The sequence below is a fragment of the Alteriqipengyuania triglochinis genome (assembly GCF_054655655.1).
In genome coordinates this window covers 415,799-436,789 of the sequence record NZ_BAAHNC010000002.1, presented here as the reverse complement: position 1 = coordinate 436,789, position 20,991 = coordinate 415,799, and the positions used below count along the sequence as shown (strand labels likewise).

The following is a 20,991-nucleotide window of genomic DNA, read 5'->3' as shown; positions in this document are numbered from 1 at the left end:
ATCCGCGGCGAGACGCGCGGCATGGCGTTGCCGGATCGGCCTTACCGCCCCGCCATCTTCTTGACCTTGGGAAGGTAGGTCCGCCCGATCCGCAGCATCTCGCCGTCGGCCAGCTCTACCGACCAGACACCCAGGCCATCGTGCTTCAGCCCCGCGATGTGATCCCTGCGCAGGATGGTACTACGGTGGATGCGAATGAAGGCATCGGGGTCCAGCTTCTCTTCCAGCCCCGCGATCGTCTGCAGCAGCAGGTAGGTCTTGTCGCCCACGTAGAGCCGCACGTAATCACGCTCCGCATCGATCCGGCTGACGTCGCACACCGACACGCGCACCAGTTCCGAACGGTGCGGCACCCACAATTCCTGCAGCCACTGCGTCTCCGTCGGCCGGGGCTCTTCGCCGCGCTTGGCCAGTGCCCGCGCGATGGCCCGCTCCAGCCGTTCGGCCGCGACCGGCTTCAGCACGTAGTCGACTGCCTCCAGATCGAAGGCTTCGACCGCAAAGCTCTCGTGCGCGGTGACGAAAATGATAGCGGGCGGGTTCGCCTGGCCGGCCAGACGCCGTGCGACCTCTATGCCGTCGAGTCCAGGCATCGTGAGATCGAGCAGGACGAGGTCGGGATCGGCCTTGCCGATGACTTCGAGGGCCGCCTCGCCATGATCGGCGGTGCCGACCACGTCCACGTCGGCGATCCTGTCGCACAGCGTTTCGAGGCGCTCGATCGCGAGCGGTTCGTCATCGACAAGGACGACTCTGAGGGCTGATTTATCGACCATTTTTCACATCCAGCGGCATGATGAGTTCCGTACGATAGCCTCTGTCCCCGGCCCGGCCCGAAAAAACCTTTGCCTGCTCGCCAAAGCGCGCGCGCAACCTGTCACGCACGTTGGAAAGGCCGATGCCGAAACCGCCCGTACCGGCTTCGCCAAGGCCGGGCCCGTCGTCGGAAACCACCAGATGCAGCCGGTCGTTCAGGGCAAAGGCTTCGATCATCACATGAACGGGGGTAGTCGAACGCGCCACTGCGTAACGCACCGAATTCTCAACCAGCGGCTGCAGGATCATTCCCGGCACCCTCGCCCTTTCGAGCTCTTGGGGCAGGTCGATGCGAACGAGCAACCGCTCGGGAAAGCGGACCTCCTCGATCGCGAGGTAATCGCGCTGCAGCGCGATCTCGTCAGTCAGTGCGACATCCTCGGTCGGCTCTTCCGCCAGACTGTGTCGGTAGAAGTTCGATACCGCCTGGATCATGGCCTCGGCCCGCGCCTCCTTGCCCGTGATGACGAGCGAGGAGAGCGAGTTGAGCGTGTTGAAGAGGAAATGCGGATTGATCTGGTAGCGCAACGATCGGAGTTCGGACGCCTTGGCCGCGCTCCGGAAGCGCTCTTCACGCGCCTGCGCCGCCCGCGCCTGCGCACCGGCGAGCATGGCGAGGTAGAGCGCCGCCCATGCCAGCAGGAGAAAATAGCGACCCAGCGCGATGTCGGAGAGTTGCCGCCAGCGTTCCAGCCCCACCGGAGCGGGCGCAAGGACGAAGCTGCGCGCCCCGCCGGTCTCGCTGGCGCGGGCCTGCTCGCTGGCCCCGCCGGTCTGCTGCGGATTGGGTATCTGGGGCAGGTCGACCAGCAGATTGCCTGCCTCGTCGCGCCGAATCACCACGCCCTGTTTTTCACCCAGCGCGCGGATCATCTTCTCCTGAACGTCCGCAAACACGATCTGGTTGACCTGCGCGATCATCAGCGCCGCCGGCAAGGCAACGATGAGTGCGGTCGCGGTCTTCACGATCAGGGATTGCGAATCGACCAGCCGCAGGACGAGCCACATGCCGAAGGTGATCGCACCACCCGCAAGGCACACAAGCATGCGCCGCCACAGCAGCGCGTCCTGCAATTCCAGCCCCACGATCACGCCGCGCAGTGAAACGAGCACGAAATAGGTGACCCACAGGCCGATGATCGAGATCAGCACCAGCCTGAGCGGCAGGCGACTCGATTCGCGCATGGTCTGCTGGTCGGGATAGGACTCTGTCACGATCCTTCCTGATTGGCGGCCCGCCGGCGCAAAGGCCATGCCACCGGTCGATCCCCGGAGGACCCCGGTCGAGCGACCATCAGGACTTTTCGAGCAGCTTCTCCTCCGCGATCCGCTTGCGCCACTGCGCGGGCGCCAGGGTGTGGACGTTGTTACCGTCCGCATCGACCGCGACCGTCACGGGCATGTTCTCGACCGTGAATTCGTAGATCGCTTCCATGCCGAGTTCCTCGAACGCGACGACCTTGGCTTCCTTGATCGCCCGCGCGACAAGATAGGCCGCGCCGCCCGTCGCCATCAGGTAGGCGGTCTTGAACCGGCTGATGACATCAACCGCGTCGGCCCCGCGCTCCGCCTTGCCGATCATGGCCAGCAGACCGAGGTCGAGCATCATTTCGGTGAAGGTGTCCATCCGGGTGGCGGTGGTCGGGCCTGCGGGGCCGACGACCTCGCCCATCACCGGATCGACTGGGCCGACGTAATAGATCGCGCGCCCCCGGAAATCGACCGGCAGCTCCTCGCCCGCCTCCAGCATGTCCTTGATGCGCTTGTGCGCCGCGTCGCGCCCGGTCAGCATCTTGCCCGACAGCAGCAGGCGATCGCCATGCTGCCAGCTTTCGACCTCTTCCTTGGTCAGGGTATCGAGGTTCACGCGCTTGGCAGCGCTGTCCGGCTGCCAGTTCACCTTGGGCCACTGATCGAGGTCGGGCTTTTCGAGAAAAGCGGGGCCCGATCCGTCGAGCGTGAAATGCGCGTGGCGCGTGGCGGCGCAATTGGGAATCATCGCCACCGGCTTGCCCGCAGCGTGGCACGGCCAGTCGAGGATTTTCACGTCGAGCACGGTGGAAAGCCCGCCGAGGCCCTGCGCGCCGATCCCTTGCGCATTCACGGCATCGAAAATGTCGATCCGAAGCTGCTCGATATCGGTCTGGGCACCGCGCGCCTTCAACTGGCCCATGTCGATCGGGTCCATCAGGCTCTGCTTGGCGAGGCGCACGCAATGTTCCGCCGTGCCGCCGATGCCGATCCCCAGCATGCCGGGCGGGCACCAGCCGGCGCCCATGCTGGGTACCTGTTCGACCACCCAGTCGACGATATTGTCGCTCGGGTTCATCATCTTGAACTTGGACTTGTTCTCGCTGCCCCCACCCTTCGCGGCGACATCGATCAAGACCGTATTGCCCGGGACCATCTCGACCGAGAGGACACACGGCGTGTTGTCGCGCGTGTTGCGGCGGGTGAAGGCCGGATCGGCGAGAATCGAGGCGCGCAGTTTGTTGCCGGGGTGGTTATAGGCCTGCCGCACGCCTTCATCGACGACCTCCTGCAGGCTGCGCTTGCTCTCCAGCCGGCATTCCTGCCCCCATTTGACGAACACGTTCACGATGCCGGTGTCCTGGCAGATCGGGCGATGCCCCTCCGCGCACATCCGGCTGTTGGTCAGGATCTGCGCGATCGCGTCCTTTGCCGCCGGGCCCTGCTCGGCTTCGTAGGCCTCGCCCAGCGCGCGAATATAGTCCATCGGGTGGTAGTAGGAGATGAACTGGAGAGCGTCGGCGACGCTTTCGATGAGATCGTCTTCGCTAATAATGGTCATGTCGCTCATCGACACTCGCCTCCTGCTGATCGAAACCGATGCGCCGATAGAGCAGCGAAGGCCTATCCAGCAAGTGATGCAGGTCTTGGCGAGCCTTTCCACCCCCTATAAGGCACCCCCTGGCGACAGAACGCCAAGGCCCGCACCCGACCATCTGCTGTCGGCCCAATGGACGAGACGAGAAACATGATCGAGACCGCGCAAAAAGCGCCCGACTTCGCAGCCGCGCGCCGCCACATGATCGAAAGCCAGCTGCGCACCAGCGGCATCAACGACTGGTACGTGCTCGACCGCATGGCCGACGTGCCGCGCGAGGATTATGTTCCCGAAGGCGCCCGCGCCGGGGCCTATGTCGACCGGACGATCCCGCTCGGTCATGGGGCGTTCTTCGCCCCGCCGCTGGCGCACGGCCAGATTCTGAGCCAGGCGCGCCCGCAGAAGGGCGAACGTGCCCTGATCATCGGCCCCGCGACCGGCTATCTTGCCGCACTCTTCGGGCCGCTGGTGGCCGAGACGCGGGAAGCGACGGCGGAGGCGGTGCTGGCGGGCGATGTCGACGGGGCATATGATCTGGTCGTGATCGAAGGCGCGGTGGAAGAAGTTCCCCCGCAGCTTCTCGCCACGCTCGCTCCCGAGGGTCGCCTACTGACGGGTGTCATCCGCAAGGGCGTTACGCGACTGGAGCTGGGCCGCCGCAGCGGCGACGCAATCTCGCTGATCCCGCTCAACGAGACGCAGCTGCCGCGCCTGCCGCAATTCGACAAACCGCAGAGCTGGACTTTCTGACAATGAAGCGCCCCGCCCTCCTGGCTTTCGTGGCGACCGCGGCCATCGCGATCGCGACTCCTGCGCAGGCCGAGACGCTGCGCGAGGCGCTGGCCGAAGCCTATCGCACGAACCCGACCTTGCAGGCCGCCCGCGCACAGCTGCGCGCGACGGACGAGAACGTGCCGATCAACAAGGCGGACGGGCGCCCCAACCTCAATGGTACGGCCGCCGTGACCGAGTTCGTGAAAAAGAACTCGACCAGCTTTTTCGCGCCCGACCGCGCGTTGACCGCCGGAGTGGATCTGGGCGTGCCGCTCTATTCGGGCGGTTCGGTCAAGAATTCGGTGCGCGCTGCGGAAGAACGGGTCCAAGCCGGGCGAGCGGACCTGCGCGGCACCGAAAGCGCGATCTTCAGCCAGGTCGTCGCCGCCTATATGGACGTGCTTCGCAGCGAGGCCCTCGTCGGGCTCAGCGCCAATCAGGTCGAGGTCCTGAGTGTCAATCTCGAGGCCACCGGGGACCGGTTCGAGCTTGGCGATGTCACGCGGACCGACGTCGCGCAGTCGCAGTCGCGCCTCGCCCTGGCCCGCGGCGATCTGCGCTCGGCCCAGGCCGGGCTGATCCAGGCACGCGAGACCTATATCCAGCTGGTCGGCTCCGCGCCGGGGCAGTTGGAAGCGCCGCCGCCCTTGCCGAACCTGCCCGATGATCCGCGCATGGCGGTCGATGTCGCGCTGGACAGCAATCCGGACCTGATCGCCGCGCGCGAGCGTGCGCAGGCGGCCGGATACGATATCAGGGTCGCTGGCTCGGGCCGGCTGCCGCGCCTCTCCGCCTTTGCGGGGTACGATTACCAGAACTTCCTCGGCAGCGTCGCCGACGGGCCGCTCGACCCGACGGACCCCGGCAGCCCGCTGGTCGGCAGTACACAGACGGCGACCGCCTCGTCGGCGGGGCTCTCGCTCACGATTCCGCTGTTCCAGGGTGGGCGCCCCGCCGCGCTGCAGCGTCAGGCGCAGGCCCTCGCGTCCGCCGCACTCGATCAAGTAATCGCGGCCGAGCGCGATGTGATCGCGCAGGTCCGCGCGGCTTTCGCCAGCTACTCCGCAGCGCTGGCCATCATCGACAGCTCCAGCGAAGCCGTGGCGGCTGCGGAGCTGAGCCTCGAAGGCGTTCGGGCGGAAAACTCGATCGGCAACCGGACCGTGCTCGACGTGCTCAATGCCGAACAGGAGCTGTTGCTTGCCCGGGTCGATCTCGTGACCGCGCAGCGCAATGCCTACGTCGCGGGCTTCACGCTGCTCGCGTCGATGGGCCTCGCCGAAGCGCGCGACCTCGGGATAGAGGGCGGCGCATTGTACGATCCGCTGGTCAATTACGATCGGGTGTCGGGCAAGTGGAACGACTGGAGCCGCGACCCCGACCCCGAGGCACAGGGCACGCGCACCATTGACATTCCGGCGGCGGACGCGGAAGTCCGGGGCGTCTACGGCCCGATGCTGGGTCGGGACGAAAACTGAGGTTCCACAGACCTAGGGGCGGGCAAGGTGCGGCACGACAGCGAAGCATCGGTCGAGGAAATTCTCGACTCCATCAAGAAGGTGATCGCGCGGGACAACCGCGCCGGTGCGCTCGAGGCGCGGCGGCGGCGTGAACGGTCTGCGAGCGAGAGCACATCGGCCCGCTCGCGCGATCGCGTGCTGGACGAGGACGTCGAAGAGGTTTTCGACCTCGCCGACGCAGACCTGGTCGACGACGAAGCCGATGGCGACACCTGCGATATTGACGATGAACGGAGCGAACCGCTGATGAGCGCGACCGCACGCGATTCCATGCGTGACAACCTCGCCACGCTGGCCCTGCTGTCCGAACCCGGCGCGCAGCCACAGATCGTCCGCTCGGGCGAAACCTCGCTCGAAGGCATGGTGCGCGAGATGCTGCGCCCGATGCTGGCCGAATGGCTCGACAAGAACCTGCCGCCGATGGTCGAGGAACTGGTGCGCCAGGAAATCGCACGGATCGTCAAGAAGCAGGGCTGACGGCCACCACCACCCGAGATTTCGCTTGCGAGGGGCGCGCCGCGGAGTAGTTTCCGCCGCCATGCGCAAAGCCCCAAAAACGCTCGCCCTTCTGGCCGCCTCGGTCGCGTTCCTCGCCACCCCCACACTCGCCCAAACCACGCCGCAGGGCGATGGCGCGCGCGCGATGACGGCGCGCGATCTGGTCACCACGCCGCGTCTCGGCCTGCAGAGCGTAAGCGCAGACGGGGCCCGCGCGCTCTATTCCGTCACGCTGACCAACGAGGATTCGCTGGCGCGGAACACGCGGTATTACGTCAGGGCTCTCGGCTCGGGGGAAGAGGTCGAGGTGACGATGCCCGATGGTGCATCTTCGCCGGTTTTCCTGGATGACGAGCGACTCTATTTCCTCGCGCCGGGTGAGCGCGGCTCCGAAGGGATGCAGGTCTTCACGGGCATCCTGACGGTAGATGGCGTTCTGGAGCAGAGCCAGCAGGTCACCCGCCTCGACCGCGAGGTCGGCGGCTTCAAGGTCGCGCCCAATGGCAAGAGCCTGGCAATTTTCGGTAATGTACCGCGCGAGTGCGCCGAATTCGCTTGCCGCAGCGAAAGCGCGCGCGACGGGTCCGAATCGGGTAGCGGCATGCTGTTCGACGGCGCGGACGGGTTCGTCCGCCACTGGGATACCTACGAAACGCCGGGCACTTTCAGCCGCGTGTTCGTCTTCCCGATCGAGGACGGCACCGCGCAGGGGGCGGGCATCCCTGCAGATGGCCCGGCTGGCGCCGATGCGCTGACGGGCGATACGCCGGTCCAGCCGTTCGGCGGACTGGAGGACATGGCGTGGAACGCAGAGGGCGACGCGCTCTATTTCGTCGCCCGGCAGAGCGACGCCGCCGAGCCAACCTCAACCAATACGGACATCTACCGCTTCGCGATGGGCGCGAGCAAGCCGATCAACATCACTGAGGGCAACAAGGCCACCGACGGTGTCCCTACCCCTTCGCCCGACGGAAAGTGGCTGGCCTATCTCGCGATGGAGCGGCCCGGTTACGAAGCGGATCGCATGCAGATCATGCTCCGGAATGTCGAAAGCGGCGAGACCCGGTCGCTGACCGGCAATTTCGACCGGAGCTTCGGCTCACTCGCCTGGACGCCCGATTCCCGGTGGATCATCGCAACGGCGCAAAGCGTGCTCGATACTCCCGCCTTCAGGATCGACCCGCGCAGTGGCAAGGTGACCGAACTCGATCTGCTGCCGGGGAACGAGGCGCATATCGGCAATGTCACGCCTGCCGGTAAAAACAGCCTCTTCTTCACGCGCGATTCGATCGCCGCGCCTGCCGAACTCTACCTGTCGCAAGGCTGGAAAAAGGCGACCCGGCTGACCGACGTAGCGAAGAGCCGTATGGCCGCGCTGGCGCCGGTCGAGACGCGCCGGTTCAACTTTGCAGGCGCCGGCGGCGATACCGTCTGGGGCCAGATCACCAAGCCATCGGGTGCGACCGGCAACCTGCCCGCCATCCTCTACGTCCACGGCGGGCCGCAAGGGTCGTTCAACGACGGCTGGTCGAGCCGCTGGAACCCGCGCGTCCTGGCGAGCCAGGGCTACGCCGTGGTCTCGGTCGATTTCCACGGAAGCACCGGTTACGGGCAGGACTTTACCGACAGCATCAACCGCGACTGGGGCGGCAAGCCGCTGGAAGACCTGCAGAAAGGCCTCGCCGCAGCCATCGCGCTCGATTCGCAGATCGACGGGGATCGCGCCTGCGCGATGGGAGCATCCTACGGCGGGTTCATGATGAACTGGATCGCCGGCAACTGGCCCGACCGGTTCGATTGCCTCGTCCAGCACGACGGCCTGTTCGACATGCGCAGCTTCTACTACGCGACCGAGGAATTGTGGTTTCCGCGCTGGGACTTCGGCGGATCCTACGCCGAGCAGAGCGAACTCTACGAGCGCTGGAACCCGGTGAACCACGTCGACAACTGGCGTACGCCGATGCTGGTCGTCACCGGCGAGAAGGACTTCCGCGTTCCGTACACGCAGGGCATCGGCGCCTTCACCGCGCTGCAGGAACGAAGCGTCCCTTCGCAACTGCTGGTTTTCCCGGACGAGAACCACTGGGTCCTCAAGCCGAAGAATTCCCTGCAATGGCACGAGACGGTCTTCAACTGGCTCGACCGCTGGCTCGGCGAGGACACCGAGTGATGCGCCGATGAGTACGGAGAAAGAACTGCGCAAGGCGCAAGGCGCGCTGGCCAAGACGGGTGGCGAGCGGGCCGCGCGGCATATCTTCCTGTGCGCCATGCCGGAGAAGGCAAAGTGCTGCGACCGCGCGCAGGGCAAGGAAGCCTGGAATTTCCTCAAGAAGCGCCTGAAGGAGCTGGGCATCGGCCCGTCGAAGGCAGCGGAGCAGGATCTGCTTGTCCGACGGACCAAGGCCGATTGCCTGCAGATCTGTGATGCGGGACCCATCGCGCTCGTCCAGCCCGACGGTGTCTGGTATCACTCGTGCACGCCGCAGGTGCTTGAGCAGATCATCCAGCAGCACCTGATCGGCGGAGAACCGGTGGAAGCCTACCGCCTCCACCCCGACCGCTGAGCGCTTATCGCTCCTCGTCGTCTCGCCGCCAGGTCTCGTCGGTTTTCATCGGATCGTGGATCGATTCGTCGTGCCCGGTGCCGTTGGAGAGAAACACCAGACCCATCAGCGCACTGCCCAGCAGCATGGTGAGCCCGATGCCGAGCGCCACCGCGACGAAGAAATGCGGACTGACCGAGGCTTCGCTCCAGTAGATGGCCAGCATGGCAGCGCCAACGACCAGGATCGTCAGGGCAAGCATGAAGCGCATGATTCGCTTGTAGCGGGCCCATGCGAAAGCGGCCTTTTCCGGGTCGTCGAGCGGGGATTTGGGCGGCAATGGTAGCTCCTGCTGGCGTCGATTCGCCAAGTTTGAGCCTTCGTGGCATTATCCGGTCCTTCGGGAAAGGAGGACCCAAGGCCATGACCATAGAGCGGCTAACCGCGAATCGTGATCCGGAAAACATCGTGAGTTGCGGGGTGGGAACGCCGATGCGCGATGCTGTCACGATTTTGGCGGAGAAGCGGATCGGGGCGCTGCCCGTGATGGAAGGAAGCAAGGTCGCCGGAATTTTTTCCGAGCGGGATGTCATCTACTGCCTCGCGCGGCAGGGACCCGATTGTCTCGACCGTCCGCTGGGCGAGGTGATGACGTCGCCCGCCATCACTGTCACGCGGCAGGAGACGATCGATCGTGCGCTCGCGCTGATGACCAAGAGGCGGATCCGCCATCTGCCGGTGGTCGAGGATGGCGCGCTCATCGGCTTCGTCTCGATCGGCGATCTGGTGAAGTTCCGCTTCGACCGGGTGCAGCAGGAGGCCGAGGAGATGCGCAGCTATATCCAGACGGCTTGAGGTCGCGGGCCTGCGCGCCCATATCTCGGATATGAGCACTACTCCCGCCCTCACCGAAGCCGCAGCCGCGCGCGTTCAGTCCATTGCCGAAAAGCAGGGCAAACCTGCGATGCTTCGGCTCGCCGTTGATGGCGGCGGTTGCTCCGGCTTCCAGTACCGCTTCGAACTCGCCGAGGCGGCAGAGGAAGACGACGCGGTCAGCGAGACTGGCGGCGTGAAGCTGCTGGTCGATCCGGTCAGCCTCGATCTGGTCGCAGGGAGCAAGGTCGACTTCGTCGAATCGCTGGGTGGGGCAGCCTTTCAAGTCGAAAATCCCCAGGCGGCGGCCGGTTGCGGCTGCGGTTCCAGCTTCGGGATTTGAGTTAGACTAGCGCGCGCGCATCGGGCACGTACGCCGTCATGCGCATTGCCACATTCAACATCAACGGGATCAAGGCGCGCCTGCCGCGCCTGATCGAATGGCTCGAGGAAACGCAGCCGGACGTCGCCTGCCTGCAGGAAATCAAGTCGCAGGACGAAGGCTTTCCCGCCGACGCCTTCGAGAAGGCGGGTTACAGGGCGATCTGGCACGGCCAGAAGAGCTTCAACGGCGTCGCGATCCTCGCCAAGGTCGAGCACGAGCTGGTAGAGCGGGTGCGCGGCCTGCCGGGAGACGACAGCGACGAACAGGCCCGCTACCTCGAGGCCGAGGTTGCCGGAGTGATCGTCGCCAATCTCTATCTGCCCAACGGCAATCCGCTGCCCGGCCCAAAATTCGATTACAAGCTTGCATGGATGGAACGTCTGCGGACGCGCATGCGCGAAATCTGGGCGGAGGAAAAACCCGCCATCGTGCTCGGTGACTTCAACGTCATTCCGCAAGACAAGGACGTCTGGTCACCGCCCGCAATGCAGGACGATGCGCTGATGCAGCCGGAATCGCGCGATGCGTACCGCCGCCTGCTCGACGATGGCTGGACCGATGCGGTCGACACGCTCAATCCGCGTGGCGGCGTCTGGACGTTCTGGGATTATCAGCGCGGCGCATGGCAGCGCGATCACGGCTTCCGGATCGATCACTGCCTGCTTTCGCCCGAGCTGGCCGACAGGCTCGAAGCTGTCGGCGTCGACAAGGACGCGCGCGGACGCGAAAAGGCGAGCGACCATGCACCCGTGTGGGTCAAGGTCGCCGCCTGAGCGCTCTATGGGGCAGCTACCGCCCCATACAATCAACGATAGAAGATGTGGCTCTTGATGGTCGCGCGCGCCTGCTTGCTGCGCGCCCAGCGCGGCTTGACGTAGGTCGCGTGGAAATAGAGCGAATCGCCCGCTTCGCTGTTCCACAGACCCTCATGGGCGATGCGGGCGATCTTGCGCGCACGCTCCCAGGCACCGGAATTGCCGCGCCGACTGGGGATGCGGCCGTTCTTCACGAAGGAGAACTGCGCACGCTGGGTGACGACCCCGCAATAGTCGGAGGGGAAGACCGTCGATTCGGCGCGATTGACGATGACCTGTGCGACGGCCAGCTGGCCTTCGATCGGCTCACCGCGCGATTCGAAGTAGACGGCGCCGGCAAGACACTCGAGCTCACGCGACATGGTCTGCGGCGCGTCGACATCCGCGATCAGTTCGCGCAGCGAGGATGCGGTCGGCTCTGCGACCTCGACAACCTCGGCTTCGGTCTCTTCAGGCTCGGGCAGCGGCTGTACCACTTCTTCCGAGATGAAGACCGGTTCGGCCGCCTCTACGGGTTCGGCCACGACAATTTCGTTTTCGCCCTGCTGGGCCTGCGCGTCCGCGTAGCTGAGGCCGGCGGAGGCGATCAGAACGGCAGCGGCCGAAGCCACAAAGCCAAATTTCGTCTTGCTACCCATTGATCCCGTTCAAGGGGCGGTGAACGAACACAGACGCAGGTTGGAACCATCGAGCGCCGAAGCGCTTTAGTAGATTGTGAAAATGTGAGGGTTCTAGAAGACCTGCCGGTCGTTCCCCGACTGCGTGCTAATCGGCGCGGCCTCATTGCCGCCTCGACCGCCTGCGCAAATTCGAAGTCGCGGGCCCTTTGCCTATAAGGCGCTCGGGGTCAAGTTACGGCCGCAATTCTGCGATGAACCGTTCCGCATCGTCGATTTGCGCTTCGACAATCCATAAATCAGGGTCCTGAGCCGATCTGCGCTGGCAGTATTCGTCGAGTTCCCTTTGATTTTCGGCGGTTTTTTCCTGGGTTACTTGCCATTCGAAGTCGAAATCGGCCGAAGGGCGTCTTTCGACTAATTTCACGTTCCCGGCGCGATCGCGCAGCAATAGAATGTAGGTCCCGCCCGCCGGGTCACCTTTGGCAAGGATAACGCCCATGCCGCCCTGCGACGAAATCTGCCGCAATAATCCCCCCACGACGAGGTGAGTCGGCAGGCGCGAATCGCTCACGAACCCTCCGGGGCGTAACCATCGAGGCCGGAAAGCGCGATTCGCGAGCGCATGAAGGTGCCGGTGCCGCGCCCGATCTCCTCACCTTCCTCGTCGGTCAGCCGCGATTCGGCCACGAGGACGCGCCGCTTGCCGCTGATCCACACGCCCGAGGCGATTACACGACCCTCGCGCACAGGCTTGGTGAAATGCAGGTTGAAGGCGGTCGTGAGCAGGAAACGGTCGGTCACAAGGCTGTTGGCGGCGTAGAACGCCGCATCGTCGAGCATCTTGAAATAGATCGTGCCATGCGCCGCGCCCGCCGCATGGAAAATATCGGGGGTCACGTCGAAGGTGATGCGCGCACGCCCTTCGCCCTCGATCTCGAGATCGGACAGGAACGCGCTGTTGATCGGCGCAGAGCGATAAAGCCGCTCGAGCGCGCGATAATGGGCGGTGGGCCCGGGATCTCGCTCAGGCTGCGTCACGCAGCCCCGAATTGGCTACGAGTGCGTAGAGTTCTTCCTCGCCCGTCGCCTCGAACAGCTGGTGCAGCATGCGCTCGTCGCGGGTAAAGCGCGACATGGCAGCGAGGGCGTGCAGATGCTGGACCCCTGCATCGGTCGGGGAAATGAGACCCATGACCAACCGCACGGGAACGCCGTCCGCCGCATCGAAGTCCACATCATGATCGAGATGGAGAACCACGGCGACCGGCTTGTCGACCGCGTCGAGCCGCGCATGCGGCATCGCGACCGCCCGGCCGAAGCCCGTGCTGCCCAGAGCCTCCCGCTCCTTCAGCGCATCGAGCACCTCTTCGGCATCGAGCGCATAGGCCGATGCGAACGCCTCTGCCAGCTCGGCAAGAATTGCGCGCTTGTTGGCACAGGAAGCCTGACGCACGGCCTGCGGAAGCAGTCTGAATGGTGAGGACACGAAATGATGCCTGCCTTGCCTGGCGTTGAACTGGGCGGACCCCTGACGGGATCGACCTGTGTCGCGGGGGGCACTGCGACATTCGGGGAAGCGAGCTGGCGGCGAACTCCTGTTCGGGGTTCGCCGCGGGAGGCTCAGTGCGGCTCGACCCATCCGATCGACCCGTCGTGGCGGCGATAGACCATATTATGGCGGCCGGAGCCAGCATTTTTGAAGAACAGCGCGCCGGTGTCGCGCAGATCGAGCAGCATTACCGCGTCGGCCACCGAAACCTCCGGGATATCGGTTTTCGTCTCGGCAACGACGGCGGGTGAATCGGCCGCTTCGGCTTCGTCATCCTGCGGTTCAGCCGCGAACACGCGATAGGCGGCTTCCTCTGCCGCGGCAGCATGGCTCTGCTGCTTGTGATGGTCAGTCAGCCGCCGCTTGTAGCGCCGGAGCTGCTTTTCCAACTTGGTCGCTGCCGCTTCGAGCGCCTGGTGGATATCGTGCGCCTCACCCCGCGCCTTGAGAATCAGGCCCTGCATGATGTGGGCTACGATATCGCACGAAAAAGCGCCGCCCGGCGCCTTGCCGAAGGTGACATTCGCGGAAATCGCGCGGCTGAAATACTTGTCGACAATCGCTTCGAGGCGATCGGTCGCGCTGTCCTGCAGAGAAGCGCCGGTGTCGATCTGGTGGCCGGAAATTCGGACGTCCATTATCTGAATGTCTCCTTTTGTTCCTGCGCGGTCAAAACGACGCGCAGCCTTACCTATTCCAGATAGGTCTTGAGATACGCTCAAGAAAGTTCGCGTGCCGCGCCAGTTCCTCCACGCTCGCCGAATGGGGGCGAGCCGGTCGAACCGGGCGGTCGGCAGAGGGGGTGAGCGGGATGGCTGCCGCTTCGGCCATGTCCGAGCGGGCTGGCGCGGACTCGGCCATCAGGCCCATGGCGATCTGCCGCCCGCCGGTCAGTTCGATGTAGACCTGCGCCAGCAGTTCGGCATCGAGCAATGCGCCGTGGAAGACGCGATGGCTCCGGTCCACGCCGTAACGGGTACAAAGCGCGTCGAGCGAATGCTTGCCGCCGGGATTCTTGCGCCGTGCCAGTTCAAGCGTATCGATCTTACGCGACAGGCAAATCGGCTCGCGCGAGCACAGTTCGAGTTCGGCGTTGAGAAAGCCGAAGTCGAACCCGGCATTATGCGCCACCAGCTTGTCGTTGCCGACAAATTCGAGGAAGGCGTCGACCCCGTCGGAAAACAGCGGCTTGTCCGCCAAGAACTGCGTGCCGAGGCCGTGAATCGCCTCGGCTTCGGCAGGCATGTCGCGTTCGGGATTGTAGTAGGCGTGAAAAGTCTCGCCAGTAGGCATCCGGTCGATCAGCTCGACACAGCCGATCTCGACCATTCGATGGCCCTGCCTGGGATCGATGCCGGTGGTTTCGGTATCGAAAACGATCTCGCGCATGAGGCGAGTATCGGCCTCCCGAAGCGTGCTGGCAAGGTCAGCCCGCGGAAATTGCCTCCACCTTCAACCGATCGACCAGATCGGCCACCTCGGCCCGGGTCTCTGCCAGCGTGGTTCCGGTATTGATCACATGGTCTGCCCGGGCCCGCTTGTCCGCATCGGGTGTCTGGAGCGCGAGGATTTGCGCAAATTTCTCCTCGGTCATCCCGGGGCGGGCGAGCACGCGCTCGCGCTGGGTATGCGCAGGGGCGGACACAACGACGACCCGGTCGACCTGCTGTTCGCCACCCTTTTCGAACAGGAGCGGGATGTCGAACACGATCAGGGGCGCATCGGTATTCGCGGCGAGAAACGCGGCACGCCGTTCGGCCACAGCGGGATGGACGATCGCTTCGAGCCGCGCGAGTTGCTCCGCATCGCCGAACACTTTCTGTCCCAGGGCGATGCGATCGACCCCCTGTGCCCCGGTCGCGCCGGGGAAAGCAGTCTCGATCGCGGGGAGAAGCGCGCCCGATGGTCCTTGCAGCGCGCGCACCTCCGAGTCGGCGTCGAAGACCGGCACGCCCAGCTCTTCCAGCATCCCGGCCACGGTCGACTTGCCCATGCCGATCGAGCCGGTCAGTCCGATGATCAGCGGACGGTTCATGCGGTCAGCAAGTCCCGCAATTCTGCATCGTGTTCGCGCGGGGGCGGGGCGTCATAGAACAGGCGGAACGCTTCCGCCGCCTGTCCGATCAGCATTGCCAGCCCGTCGATGGTGGGATGGCCGGCCTCCTGCGCGCACTCGAGAAAGGGCGTCTTCACCGGATGTGTTACGATATCATAGGCGATCGCGCCTGGCGGGGCGTGACTCCAGTCGAACGCCAGCGGTGCCTTGCCATGCATCCCGAGCGGGCTGGCGTTGATCACCAGATCGAGCAGACCATGGCGGTCATCGAAGGCAAAATCGGTCGGCATCGCGAAATAGTCGAGCGGGACGACGTGGTGCTGCGTGCCTTTGGGCAGGTCGGCCACCAGCTCATTCGCCTGCTCGGCGCGTCTCGCGGCGATGACCAGCGTGAAATTGTGCTGCGCGAGAGCGTGGGCGATGGCCCGCGCCGCGCCGCCCGCACCCAGGATGCGCGCCATGCGAAACAGGTGTTCGCGCTGAAGCTCTTTCCTCAGCGGTTCGAGAAAGCCGCCCGCATCGGTGTTGGTGCCGACCAGGAGACGGTCGAACGCAGGATAGATGGTGTTGACCGCACCGATCAGGGCGGCAGGTCGCTCGACCGAATAGAGGTGCGGTTCCACCGCCTGCTTGAGCGGCATGGTGACATTGCAGCCCAGCCAGTCGGGATCGGCACGCCGGTCCGCCAGATAATCGGCAATGTCGGACTCGGTCACCCGGGTGGCGCGATAGTCGGCGTCGATACCCAGCCGATCGAGCCAGAAGCGATGGATCGTGGGCGACTTGGACTGGGCGATCGGGTCGCCGATCACCTCTGCGTAGCGGGTCATGACGCGAGCTCGCCCTCGTCCCGCAGGGCCGCGAGAACCTGTAGCAAGGGCATGCCGAGGATGGTGAAATAGTCGCCGAAGATGCGGTCGAACAATTGCACACCCATCGCTTCGATGCGGAAGACGCCCACGCTTTGCCCGACTGCAGGCCATTCGGCAGCGAGATAGGATTCGATGAACTCGTCGCTGAGTTCGCGCACATGGAGTGCGGCAGAATCTTCCCCCAGCCACACGATCCGGCCGTCGCGCGCTAGGGCGGCGGCGCTGTGCAGGCGCATGACCTTGCCCGAGAAGAACCTCAGATGCTCGGCCGCTTCGTCGCGGTTGGCGGGCTTGTCGAAGCGGCGCTCGTCGCACACGACAAGGCTGTCTCCGCCTAGCACCAACGCTCCGGGACGCTCCTGCGAAACTGCGCTCGCCTTGGCTGCGCCGAGCGCCTGCGCAATCTCCGCGGGTTGGGCATCCGCCATCTCGGCCTCGAGCGCGCGCTCGTCCACCTGTGCGCCGACGCACTCGACCGAAACGCCTGCCGCTTCGAGCATGGCCCTGCGCGATGCGCTGTTTGATGCGAGGATGAGCGTCAAATCGGTTTCTCCCGCGGCTTGGTGCGCGTGCGATGGTCGTTCATCAGCTTGATGATCGCGGCCGCAGTCTCCTCGATCGATCGTCGCGTCACATCGATGACCGGCCAGTTATTGTCGGCAAACATCCGACGCGCGAAACGGATTTCCTCCTCGACCCGCTCATGCTCGGCATAGGCGGTCTCCGCGCCTTCATTGAGCGAGAGGAGGCGATTGCGCCTGATCTGCACGAGGCGTTCCGGCGCCGTCGTCAGACCGACCACCAGCGGGCCGGTCAGTTGGAACAGCACGGGCGGGGGCGGGCTCTCGATTACCAGCGGAATATTGGCGACCTTGTAGCCGCGGTTGGCGAGATAGATGCTGGTGGGCGTCTTCGACGTACGCGATACGCCGGTCAGCAGGATATCGGCCTTGTGCCATTCCTCGCTCCCCACACCATCATCGTGCGCGATCGTGAAGTGGATCGCGTCGACGCGCCGGAAATAGGCATCGTCCATGCGGTGCTGGCGGCCGGGCCGACCGTGCGCTTCCTGCCCGAAGCAGGTTTCGAGCACCGAAGTCACTTCGCCGAGTGCGTCGACCGCAGGCAAGGCGAGCTCGCGGCACTTTTCCTCCAGCGCCGTGCGCGTCTCCTCGTTCACCAGCGTATAGAGGATGAGCCCCGGGGACTTCTCCAGCTCGGGAACGATCCGGTCGAGATGCTGGCGGGAGCGGACCATGGGCCAGAAGTGACGCTCCACATCGACGTTCTCGAACTGCGCGAGCGCCGCGTTGGCGACCATCTGCAGGGTCTCGCCGGTCGAATCGGAAAAGAGATGGAGGTGCGTGCGCGCCAAGGGTCGTTCCGGCCTGTGGAAAGGCCTGCGGATAAACCACTTCACCGATGCAAGGACAAGTCCGGGACGAAAATGGTGCCCATCCTCCGCCGGATTTGCGCGGGGTGGTTGCCAACAGGGATGGTCATTTTCGACAGCGGGCTGATAACGGGGACAAGTTTCGATTGACGGCGAGGCGGCTGCGAGTCGGTCGCCCTGCAGGAGGTGGGAGTTTTCCCGCAGACCCTGTGAACCGCAGAGTTGTCCGCCCTGTCCACAGGGCCAACTATCTTCATCCATCTATTAATAATATTATTTATTGGGTTAGAGAGACGCATGCCCGGTCCATTGCTCGATTGCCTGCGCGGCGAAATTGCCCGCACTCCGCCCGTCTGGTTTATGCGTCAGGCAGGGCGCTATCTGCCCGAATATCGCGATCTGCGTGCAGAGAAGGGCGGCTTTCTCGATCTCGTTTACGACAGCGAGGCCGCGTGTGACGTGACGCTGCAGCCGATCCGCCGGTTCGGCTTCGATGGTGCCATCCTGTTTTCCGATATCCTGATCGTGCCGCATGCGATGGGCCAGAAGCTGGAGTTTCTGGCCGGGGAGGGCCCGAAGCTGTCGCCGCCGCTGGTGGAAGCGACGCTCGACGATTTCGAGCCCGATCCCGCGCGCTACGAAGCGGTTTACGAGACCGTGCGGCTCTGCCGACAGGCGCTCGCCCCCGAGGTGACGATGCTGGGCTTTGCAGGGAGCCCGTGGACGGTCGCGACCTACATGGTCGCGGGCGAGGGCAGCCGGGACCAGCACGAGGCGCGGGCCATGGCCTACCGCGATTCTGCACGGTTGAGCGAGATCGTCGGGGCCATTGTGGAGCAGACGATCACCTATCTGCGCGGTCAGATCGATGCCGGGGCCGAAGCGGTGCAATTGTTCGACAGTTGGGCAGGAAGCCTCGCGCCCGACGAGTTCGAGCGCTGGGTGATCGCGCCCAACGCGGCCATCGTTTCGGCGCTGAAGGAATCGCATCCGGACACGCCGATCATCGGATTTCCCAAAGGCGCGGGCGAGAAGCTGCCCGCCTATGCCCGCGAGACCGGGGTCAATGCGATGGGTATCGACGAAACGCTGGATTCGGCGTGGGTCGCGCGCGAACTGCCCGCGGGGATGCCGGTCCAGGGCAACCTCGATCCGCTGCTCCTGCTGGCGGGGACGCCCGCGCTGGAAGAGCGTGTGCAGACGATTCTGGAGGCATTTGCCGATCGCCCGCATGTGTTCAATCTTGGCCATGGGATCGACCGGCGGACTCCGATCGATCATGTCGAACGCGTCCTCTCGACGGTTCGCAATTGGCAGCGGGGCGCATAGTCGCTAGAGGCCAGGATCATGCAGGAAACGCTTGGAACGCTCTATTTCTGGCTCAAGGCCGGGCACATCATCTTCATGGTGTTCTGGCTCGCCGGGCTCTTCATGCTCCCGCGCCAGCTGGTCTACATGTATCCGGCGGCCCCGGGTTCCGCGGAAGAGGCGCTGTGGACAGGCCGTACGCGCCAGCTCGCGAAGATCATCCTGACGCCGAGCATCATCGTTACCTGGCTGCTCGGCCTGACGCTGTCGGTCACGATCGGTGCGTGGGACGATGGTTGGTTCCATGCCAAGCTGCTGCTGGTTCTGATCCTCAGCGGTTATCATGGGTACATGATGGCGCTGTCGAAAAAGATGGCGCGCGGCGAACGCCCGATGGCGGAAAAGCGGCTGCGGCTGGTTGGCGAGGCGCCTGCGATCCTGCTCGCGCTGATCGTCGTGCTGGTGATCGTTAAGCCCTTCTGATCGACTTTTTGACCGCCATGCTCGATTGACCTCGGCGGTCGACCGACCTATTTCATGCTTATACCCGGCCGGGTACCGGCGGCTTCGTGGCCGTTCGCATATCTTTCGCTTTCCCCAAGCACGATGAAGATTTCCAGGCATCCCACGGCACGGGCTCGGCTCTTTTCGGACTAAAAACCTATGCATCTCAAAGACTTGAAGAAGAAGGCTCCCGCCGATCTGGTGAGCATGGCCGAAGAACTCGGGGTCGAGGCGGCCGGCACGATGCGGCGCCAGGACCTTATGTTCTGCATCCTGCGCGAACTCGCCGAGGATGAAGAATACGACGAGCAGATCATGGGGATCGGCACGATCGAGGTTCTCCAGGACGGCTTCGGCTTCCTGCGCTCGCCCGAAGCGAATTATCTCGCGGGGCCGGACGACATTTATGTGTCGCCGAACCAGATCCGCAAATGGGGCCTGCGTACCGGCGATACGGTCGAAGGCCAGATCCGCGCGCCGCGCGAAGGCGAGCGCTATTTCGCGCTGACCAAACTGACCTCGGTCAATTTCGACGAGCCCGAAGCGGTGCGCATGCGCACGAACTTCGACAACCTCACGCCGCTCTATCCCGAACAGAAGCTCAACCTCGACACGCTCGATCCGACCGTGAAGGACAAGAGCGCGCGGGTGATCGACATCATCTCGCCGCAGGGGAAGGGCCAGCGCGCACTGATCGTCGCGCCGCCGCGCACGGGTAAGACCGTGCTGCTGCAGAACATCGCCAAGGCGATCACCGACAATCACCCCGAGGTGTTCCTGCTTGTCCTGCTGGTCGACGAACGGCCTGAGGAAGTCACTGACATGCAGCGTTCGGTGAACGGCGAAGTCATTTCCTCGACCTTCGACGAACCAGCGCAGCGCCACGTGCAAGTTGCTGAAATGGTTATCGAAAAGGCGAAACGCCTGGTCGAGCACAAGCGCGATGTCGTGATCCTGCTCGACTCGATTACGCGCCTCGGCCGTGCCTACAACACCGTGGTGCCCAGCTCGGGCAAGGTGCTTACCGGTGGTGTCGACGCCAACGCGCTGCAGCGCCCCAAGCGCTTCTTTGGTGCGGCGCGTAACATCGAAGAGGGCGGCTCGCTCTCCATCATCGCCACCGCGCTGATCGATACCGGCAGCCGCATGGACGAAGTCATCTTCGAAGAGTTCAAGGGCACGGGTAACAGCGAAATCGTCCTCGACCGCAAGGTTGCGGACAAGCGCATCTTCCCCGCGCTCGACGTCGGCAAGTCCGGCACGCGCAAGGAAGAGCTGCTTGTCGAGAAGGACAAGCTCTCCAAGATGTGGGTACTCCGCCGGATCCTCATGCAGATGGGCACCATCGATTCGATGGAGTTCCTGCTCGACAAGATGAAGGATTCGAAAACCAACGAAGACTTCTTCGACACCATGAACCAGTAGGCTGCGGGGCAGGGCCGTGGACCGAAGAGAGGGTTCGGTGGTCCTGCTTGCCGTCTTCGTCTCGCGGTTCGAGGCGATTGTGGTTGCGGGGATGCTGCGCGGATACGGGCTGCATTTTCAGCCTCGATGCCGAGGCTAATGAGTCGGCGGAGTATATTTCGCTGGCGCTTGGCGGGCATCGCCTACGGGTCG

General features: G+C 64.4%; 25 protein-coding genes. 11 read left to right on the top strand and 14 right to left on the bottom strand.

The genetic code is table 11. The features are described 5' to 3' along the window. Window positions 1-41 precede the first annotated feature (41 nt). From ACYQ0L_RS07840 to ACYQ0L_RS07830, 3 genes are all read right to left on the bottom strand, one after another. Entirely contained in the window at window positions 42-776 is a 735-nt protein-coding gene (locus ACYQ0L_RS07840; RefSeq protein ID WP_459788493.1) for a LytR/AlgR family response regulator transcription factor, read from the bottom strand. Next, window positions 766-1,968 carry a sensor histidine kinase gene (locus tag ACYQ0L_RS07835; protein WP_459789013.1) on the bottom strand — a complete coding sequence of 401 codons (1,203 nt, stop codon included), beginning with the start codon at window positions 1,966-1,968 and terminating at the stop codon, window positions 766-768. The genes ACYQ0L_RS07840 and ACYQ0L_RS07835 overlap by 11 nt, the downstream gene beginning before the upstream one ends. Before the next feature lie 142 nt (window positions 1,969-2,110). Further along, complete coding sequence (locus ACYQ0L_RS07830) at window positions 2,111-3,628, bottom strand: fumarate hydratase (protein ID WP_459788492.1); 1,518 nt, start codon at window positions 3,626-3,628, stop codon at window positions 2,111-2,113. 168 nt (window positions 3,629-3,796) lie between these two features. On the opposite strand from ACYQ0L_RS07830, the gene ACYQ0L_RS07825 reads away from it, so the two are divergent. The 5 genes from ACYQ0L_RS07825 to ACYQ0L_RS07805 all read left to right on the top strand — a co-directional run bounded on the left by ACYQ0L_RS07825 (window position 3,797) and on the right by ACYQ0L_RS07805 (window position 9,020). Continuing rightward, window positions 3,797-4,414 (top strand): protein-L-isoaspartate O-methyltransferase family protein, encoded by a 618-nt coding sequence (locus ACYQ0L_RS07825; protein ID WP_459788491.1) that lies wholly within the window; start codon window positions 3,797-3,799, stop codon window positions 4,412-4,414. A 2-nt stretch (window positions 4,415-4,416) separates the two neighbouring features. Then, complete coding sequence (locus ACYQ0L_RS07820; RefSeq protein ID WP_459788490.1) at window positions 4,417-5,916, top strand: TolC family outer membrane protein; 1,500 nt, start codon at window positions 4,417-4,419, stop codon at window positions 5,914-5,916. Window positions 5,917-5,943: 27 nt separating this feature from the next. After that, window positions 5,944-6,435 carry a DUF2497 domain-containing protein gene (locus ACYQ0L_RS07815; protein WP_459788489.1) on the top strand — a complete coding sequence of 164 codons (492 nt, stop codon included), beginning with the start codon at window positions 5,944-5,946 and terminating at the stop codon, window positions 6,433-6,435. A 61-nt stretch (window positions 6,436-6,496) separates the two neighbouring features. Continuing rightward, a complete protein-coding gene (locus tag ACYQ0L_RS07810) occupies window positions 6,497-8,626 on the top strand; it encodes a dipeptidyl-peptidase 5 (protein WP_459788488.1) in 2,130 nt (709 codons plus the stop codon). 7 nt (window positions 8,627-8,633) lie between these two features. Continuing rightward, a complete protein-coding gene (locus tag ACYQ0L_RS07805) occupies window positions 8,634-9,020 on the top strand; it encodes a (2Fe-2S) ferredoxin domain-containing protein (RefSeq protein WP_459788487.1) in 387 nt (128 codons plus the stop codon). Window positions 9,021-9,024: 4 nt separating this feature from the next. Here ACYQ0L_RS07805 and ACYQ0L_RS07800 read toward each other — a convergent pair whose 3' ends face one another. Continuing rightward, window positions 9,025-9,339, bottom strand: a complete 315-nt coding sequence (locus tag ACYQ0L_RS07800) for a hypothetical protein (protein ID WP_459788486.1) — start codon at window positions 9,337-9,339, stop codon at window positions 9,025-9,027. 83 nt (window positions 9,340-9,422) lie between these two features. On the opposite strand from ACYQ0L_RS07800, the gene ACYQ0L_RS07795 reads away from it, so the two are divergent. The 3 genes from ACYQ0L_RS07795 to xth are packed head-to-tail and all read left to right on the top strand — an operon-like array spanning window position 9,423 to window position 11,030. After that, complete coding sequence (locus tag ACYQ0L_RS07795; protein WP_459788485.1) at window positions 9,423-9,854, top strand: CBS domain-containing protein; 432 nt, start codon at window positions 9,423-9,425, stop codon at window positions 9,852-9,854. A 31-nt stretch (window positions 9,855-9,885) separates the two neighbouring features. Next, entirely contained in the window at window positions 9,886-10,215 is a 330-nt protein-coding gene (gene erpA, locus ACYQ0L_RS07790; RefSeq protein WP_459788484.1) for an iron-sulfur cluster insertion protein ErpA, read from the top strand. A 38-nt stretch (window positions 10,216-10,253) separates the two neighbouring features. Continuing rightward, entirely contained in the window at window positions 10,254-11,030 is a 777-nt protein-coding gene (gene xth, locus ACYQ0L_RS07785; RefSeq protein WP_459788483.1) for an exodeoxyribonuclease III, read from the top strand. Window positions 11,031-11,062: 32 nt separating this feature from the next. On the opposite strand, the gene ACYQ0L_RS07780 is transcribed toward xth, so the two are convergent. The 10 genes from ACYQ0L_RS07780 to ACYQ0L_RS07735 all read right to left on the bottom strand — a co-directional run bounded on the left by ACYQ0L_RS07780 (window position 11,063) and on the right by ACYQ0L_RS07735 (window position 17,544). After that, window positions 11,063-11,710, bottom strand: coding sequence for a cell wall hydrolase (locus ACYQ0L_RS07780; protein ID WP_459788482.1), 648 nt, complete (start codon window positions 11,708-11,710; stop codon window positions 11,063-11,065). Window positions 11,711-11,924: 214 nt separating this feature from the next. Beyond that, the gene (locus tag ACYQ0L_RS07775) at window positions 11,925-12,263 is read right to left on the bottom strand and encodes a DUF1491 family protein (protein WP_459788480.1); all 339 of its coding nucleotides are present in this window, start codon (window positions 12,261-12,263) and stop codon (window positions 11,925-11,927) included. Continuing rightward, window positions 12,260-12,730: a PaaI family thioesterase gene (locus ACYQ0L_RS07770; protein WP_459788479.1), complete on the bottom strand. Its 471-nt coding sequence runs from the start codon at window positions 12,728-12,730 to the stop codon at window positions 12,260-12,262. The genes ACYQ0L_RS07775 and ACYQ0L_RS07770 overlap by 4 nt, the downstream gene beginning before the upstream one ends. Continuing rightward, window positions 12,717-13,178 carry a PTS sugar transporter subunit IIA gene (locus tag ACYQ0L_RS07765; RefSeq protein WP_459788477.1) on the bottom strand — a complete coding sequence of 154 codons (462 nt, stop codon included), beginning with the start codon at window positions 13,176-13,178 and terminating at the stop codon, window positions 12,717-12,719. The genes ACYQ0L_RS07770 and ACYQ0L_RS07765 overlap by 14 nt, the downstream gene beginning before the upstream one ends. A 134-nt stretch (window positions 13,179-13,312) precedes the next feature. Next, the gene (gene hpf / locus ACYQ0L_RS07760) at window positions 13,313-13,879 is read right to left on the bottom strand and encodes a ribosome hibernation-promoting factor, HPF/YfiA family (RefSeq protein WP_459788476.1); all 567 of its coding nucleotides are present in this window, start codon (window positions 13,877-13,879) and stop codon (window positions 13,313-13,315) included. Between the two features lie 49 nt (window positions 13,880-13,928). Continuing rightward, window positions 13,929-14,630, bottom strand: coding sequence for a DNA polymerase III subunit epsilon (gene dnaQ, locus ACYQ0L_RS07755; RefSeq protein WP_459788475.1), 702 nt, complete (start codon window positions 14,628-14,630; stop codon window positions 13,929-13,931). A 37-nt stretch (window positions 14,631-14,667) separates the two neighbouring features. After that, complete coding sequence (coaE, locus tag ACYQ0L_RS07750; protein ID WP_459788474.1) at window positions 14,668-15,276, bottom strand: dephospho-CoA kinase; 609 nt, start codon at window positions 15,274-15,276, stop codon at window positions 14,668-14,670. Next, window positions 15,273-16,127, bottom strand: a complete 855-nt coding sequence (locus ACYQ0L_RS07745; protein WP_459788473.1) for a shikimate dehydrogenase family protein — start codon at window positions 16,125-16,127, stop codon at window positions 15,273-15,275. The genes coaE and ACYQ0L_RS07745 overlap by 4 nt, the downstream gene beginning before the upstream one ends. After that, a complete protein-coding gene (locus tag ACYQ0L_RS07740; protein ID WP_459788472.1) occupies window positions 16,124-16,711 on the bottom strand; it encodes a Maf family protein in 588 nt (195 codons plus the stop codon). The genes ACYQ0L_RS07745 and ACYQ0L_RS07740 overlap by 4 nt, the downstream gene beginning before the upstream one ends. Continuing rightward, complete coding sequence (locus ACYQ0L_RS07735; RefSeq protein ID WP_459788471.1) at window positions 16,708-17,544, bottom strand: pyruvate, water dikinase regulatory protein; 837 nt, start codon at window positions 17,542-17,544, stop codon at window positions 16,708-16,710. The genes ACYQ0L_RS07740 and ACYQ0L_RS07735 overlap by 4 nt, the downstream gene beginning before the upstream one ends. Window positions 17,545-17,859: 315 nt before the next feature. On the opposite strand from ACYQ0L_RS07735, the gene hemE reads away from it, so the two are divergent. The 3 genes from hemE (at window position 17,860) to rho (ending at window position 20,799) form a co-directional block, all read left to right on the top strand. Beyond that, window positions 17,860-18,891 (top strand): uroporphyrinogen decarboxylase, encoded by a 1,032-nt coding sequence (gene hemE / locus ACYQ0L_RS07730; protein WP_459788470.1) that lies wholly within the window; start codon window positions 17,860-17,862, stop codon window positions 18,889-18,891. An 18-nt stretch (window positions 18,892-18,909) separates the two neighbouring features. Beyond that, window positions 18,910-19,353 carry a CopD family protein gene (locus tag ACYQ0L_RS07725; RefSeq protein ID WP_459788469.1) on the top strand — a complete coding sequence of 148 codons (444 nt, stop codon included), beginning with the start codon at window positions 18,910-18,912 and terminating at the stop codon, window positions 19,351-19,353. A gap of 180 nt (window positions 19,354-19,533) precedes the next feature. Then, window positions 19,534-20,799, top strand: a complete 1,266-nt coding sequence (gene rho / locus ACYQ0L_RS07720) for a transcription termination factor Rho (protein ID WP_459788468.1) — start codon at window positions 19,534-19,536, stop codon at window positions 20,797-20,799. Window positions 20,800-20,991 lie beyond the last annotated feature (192 nt).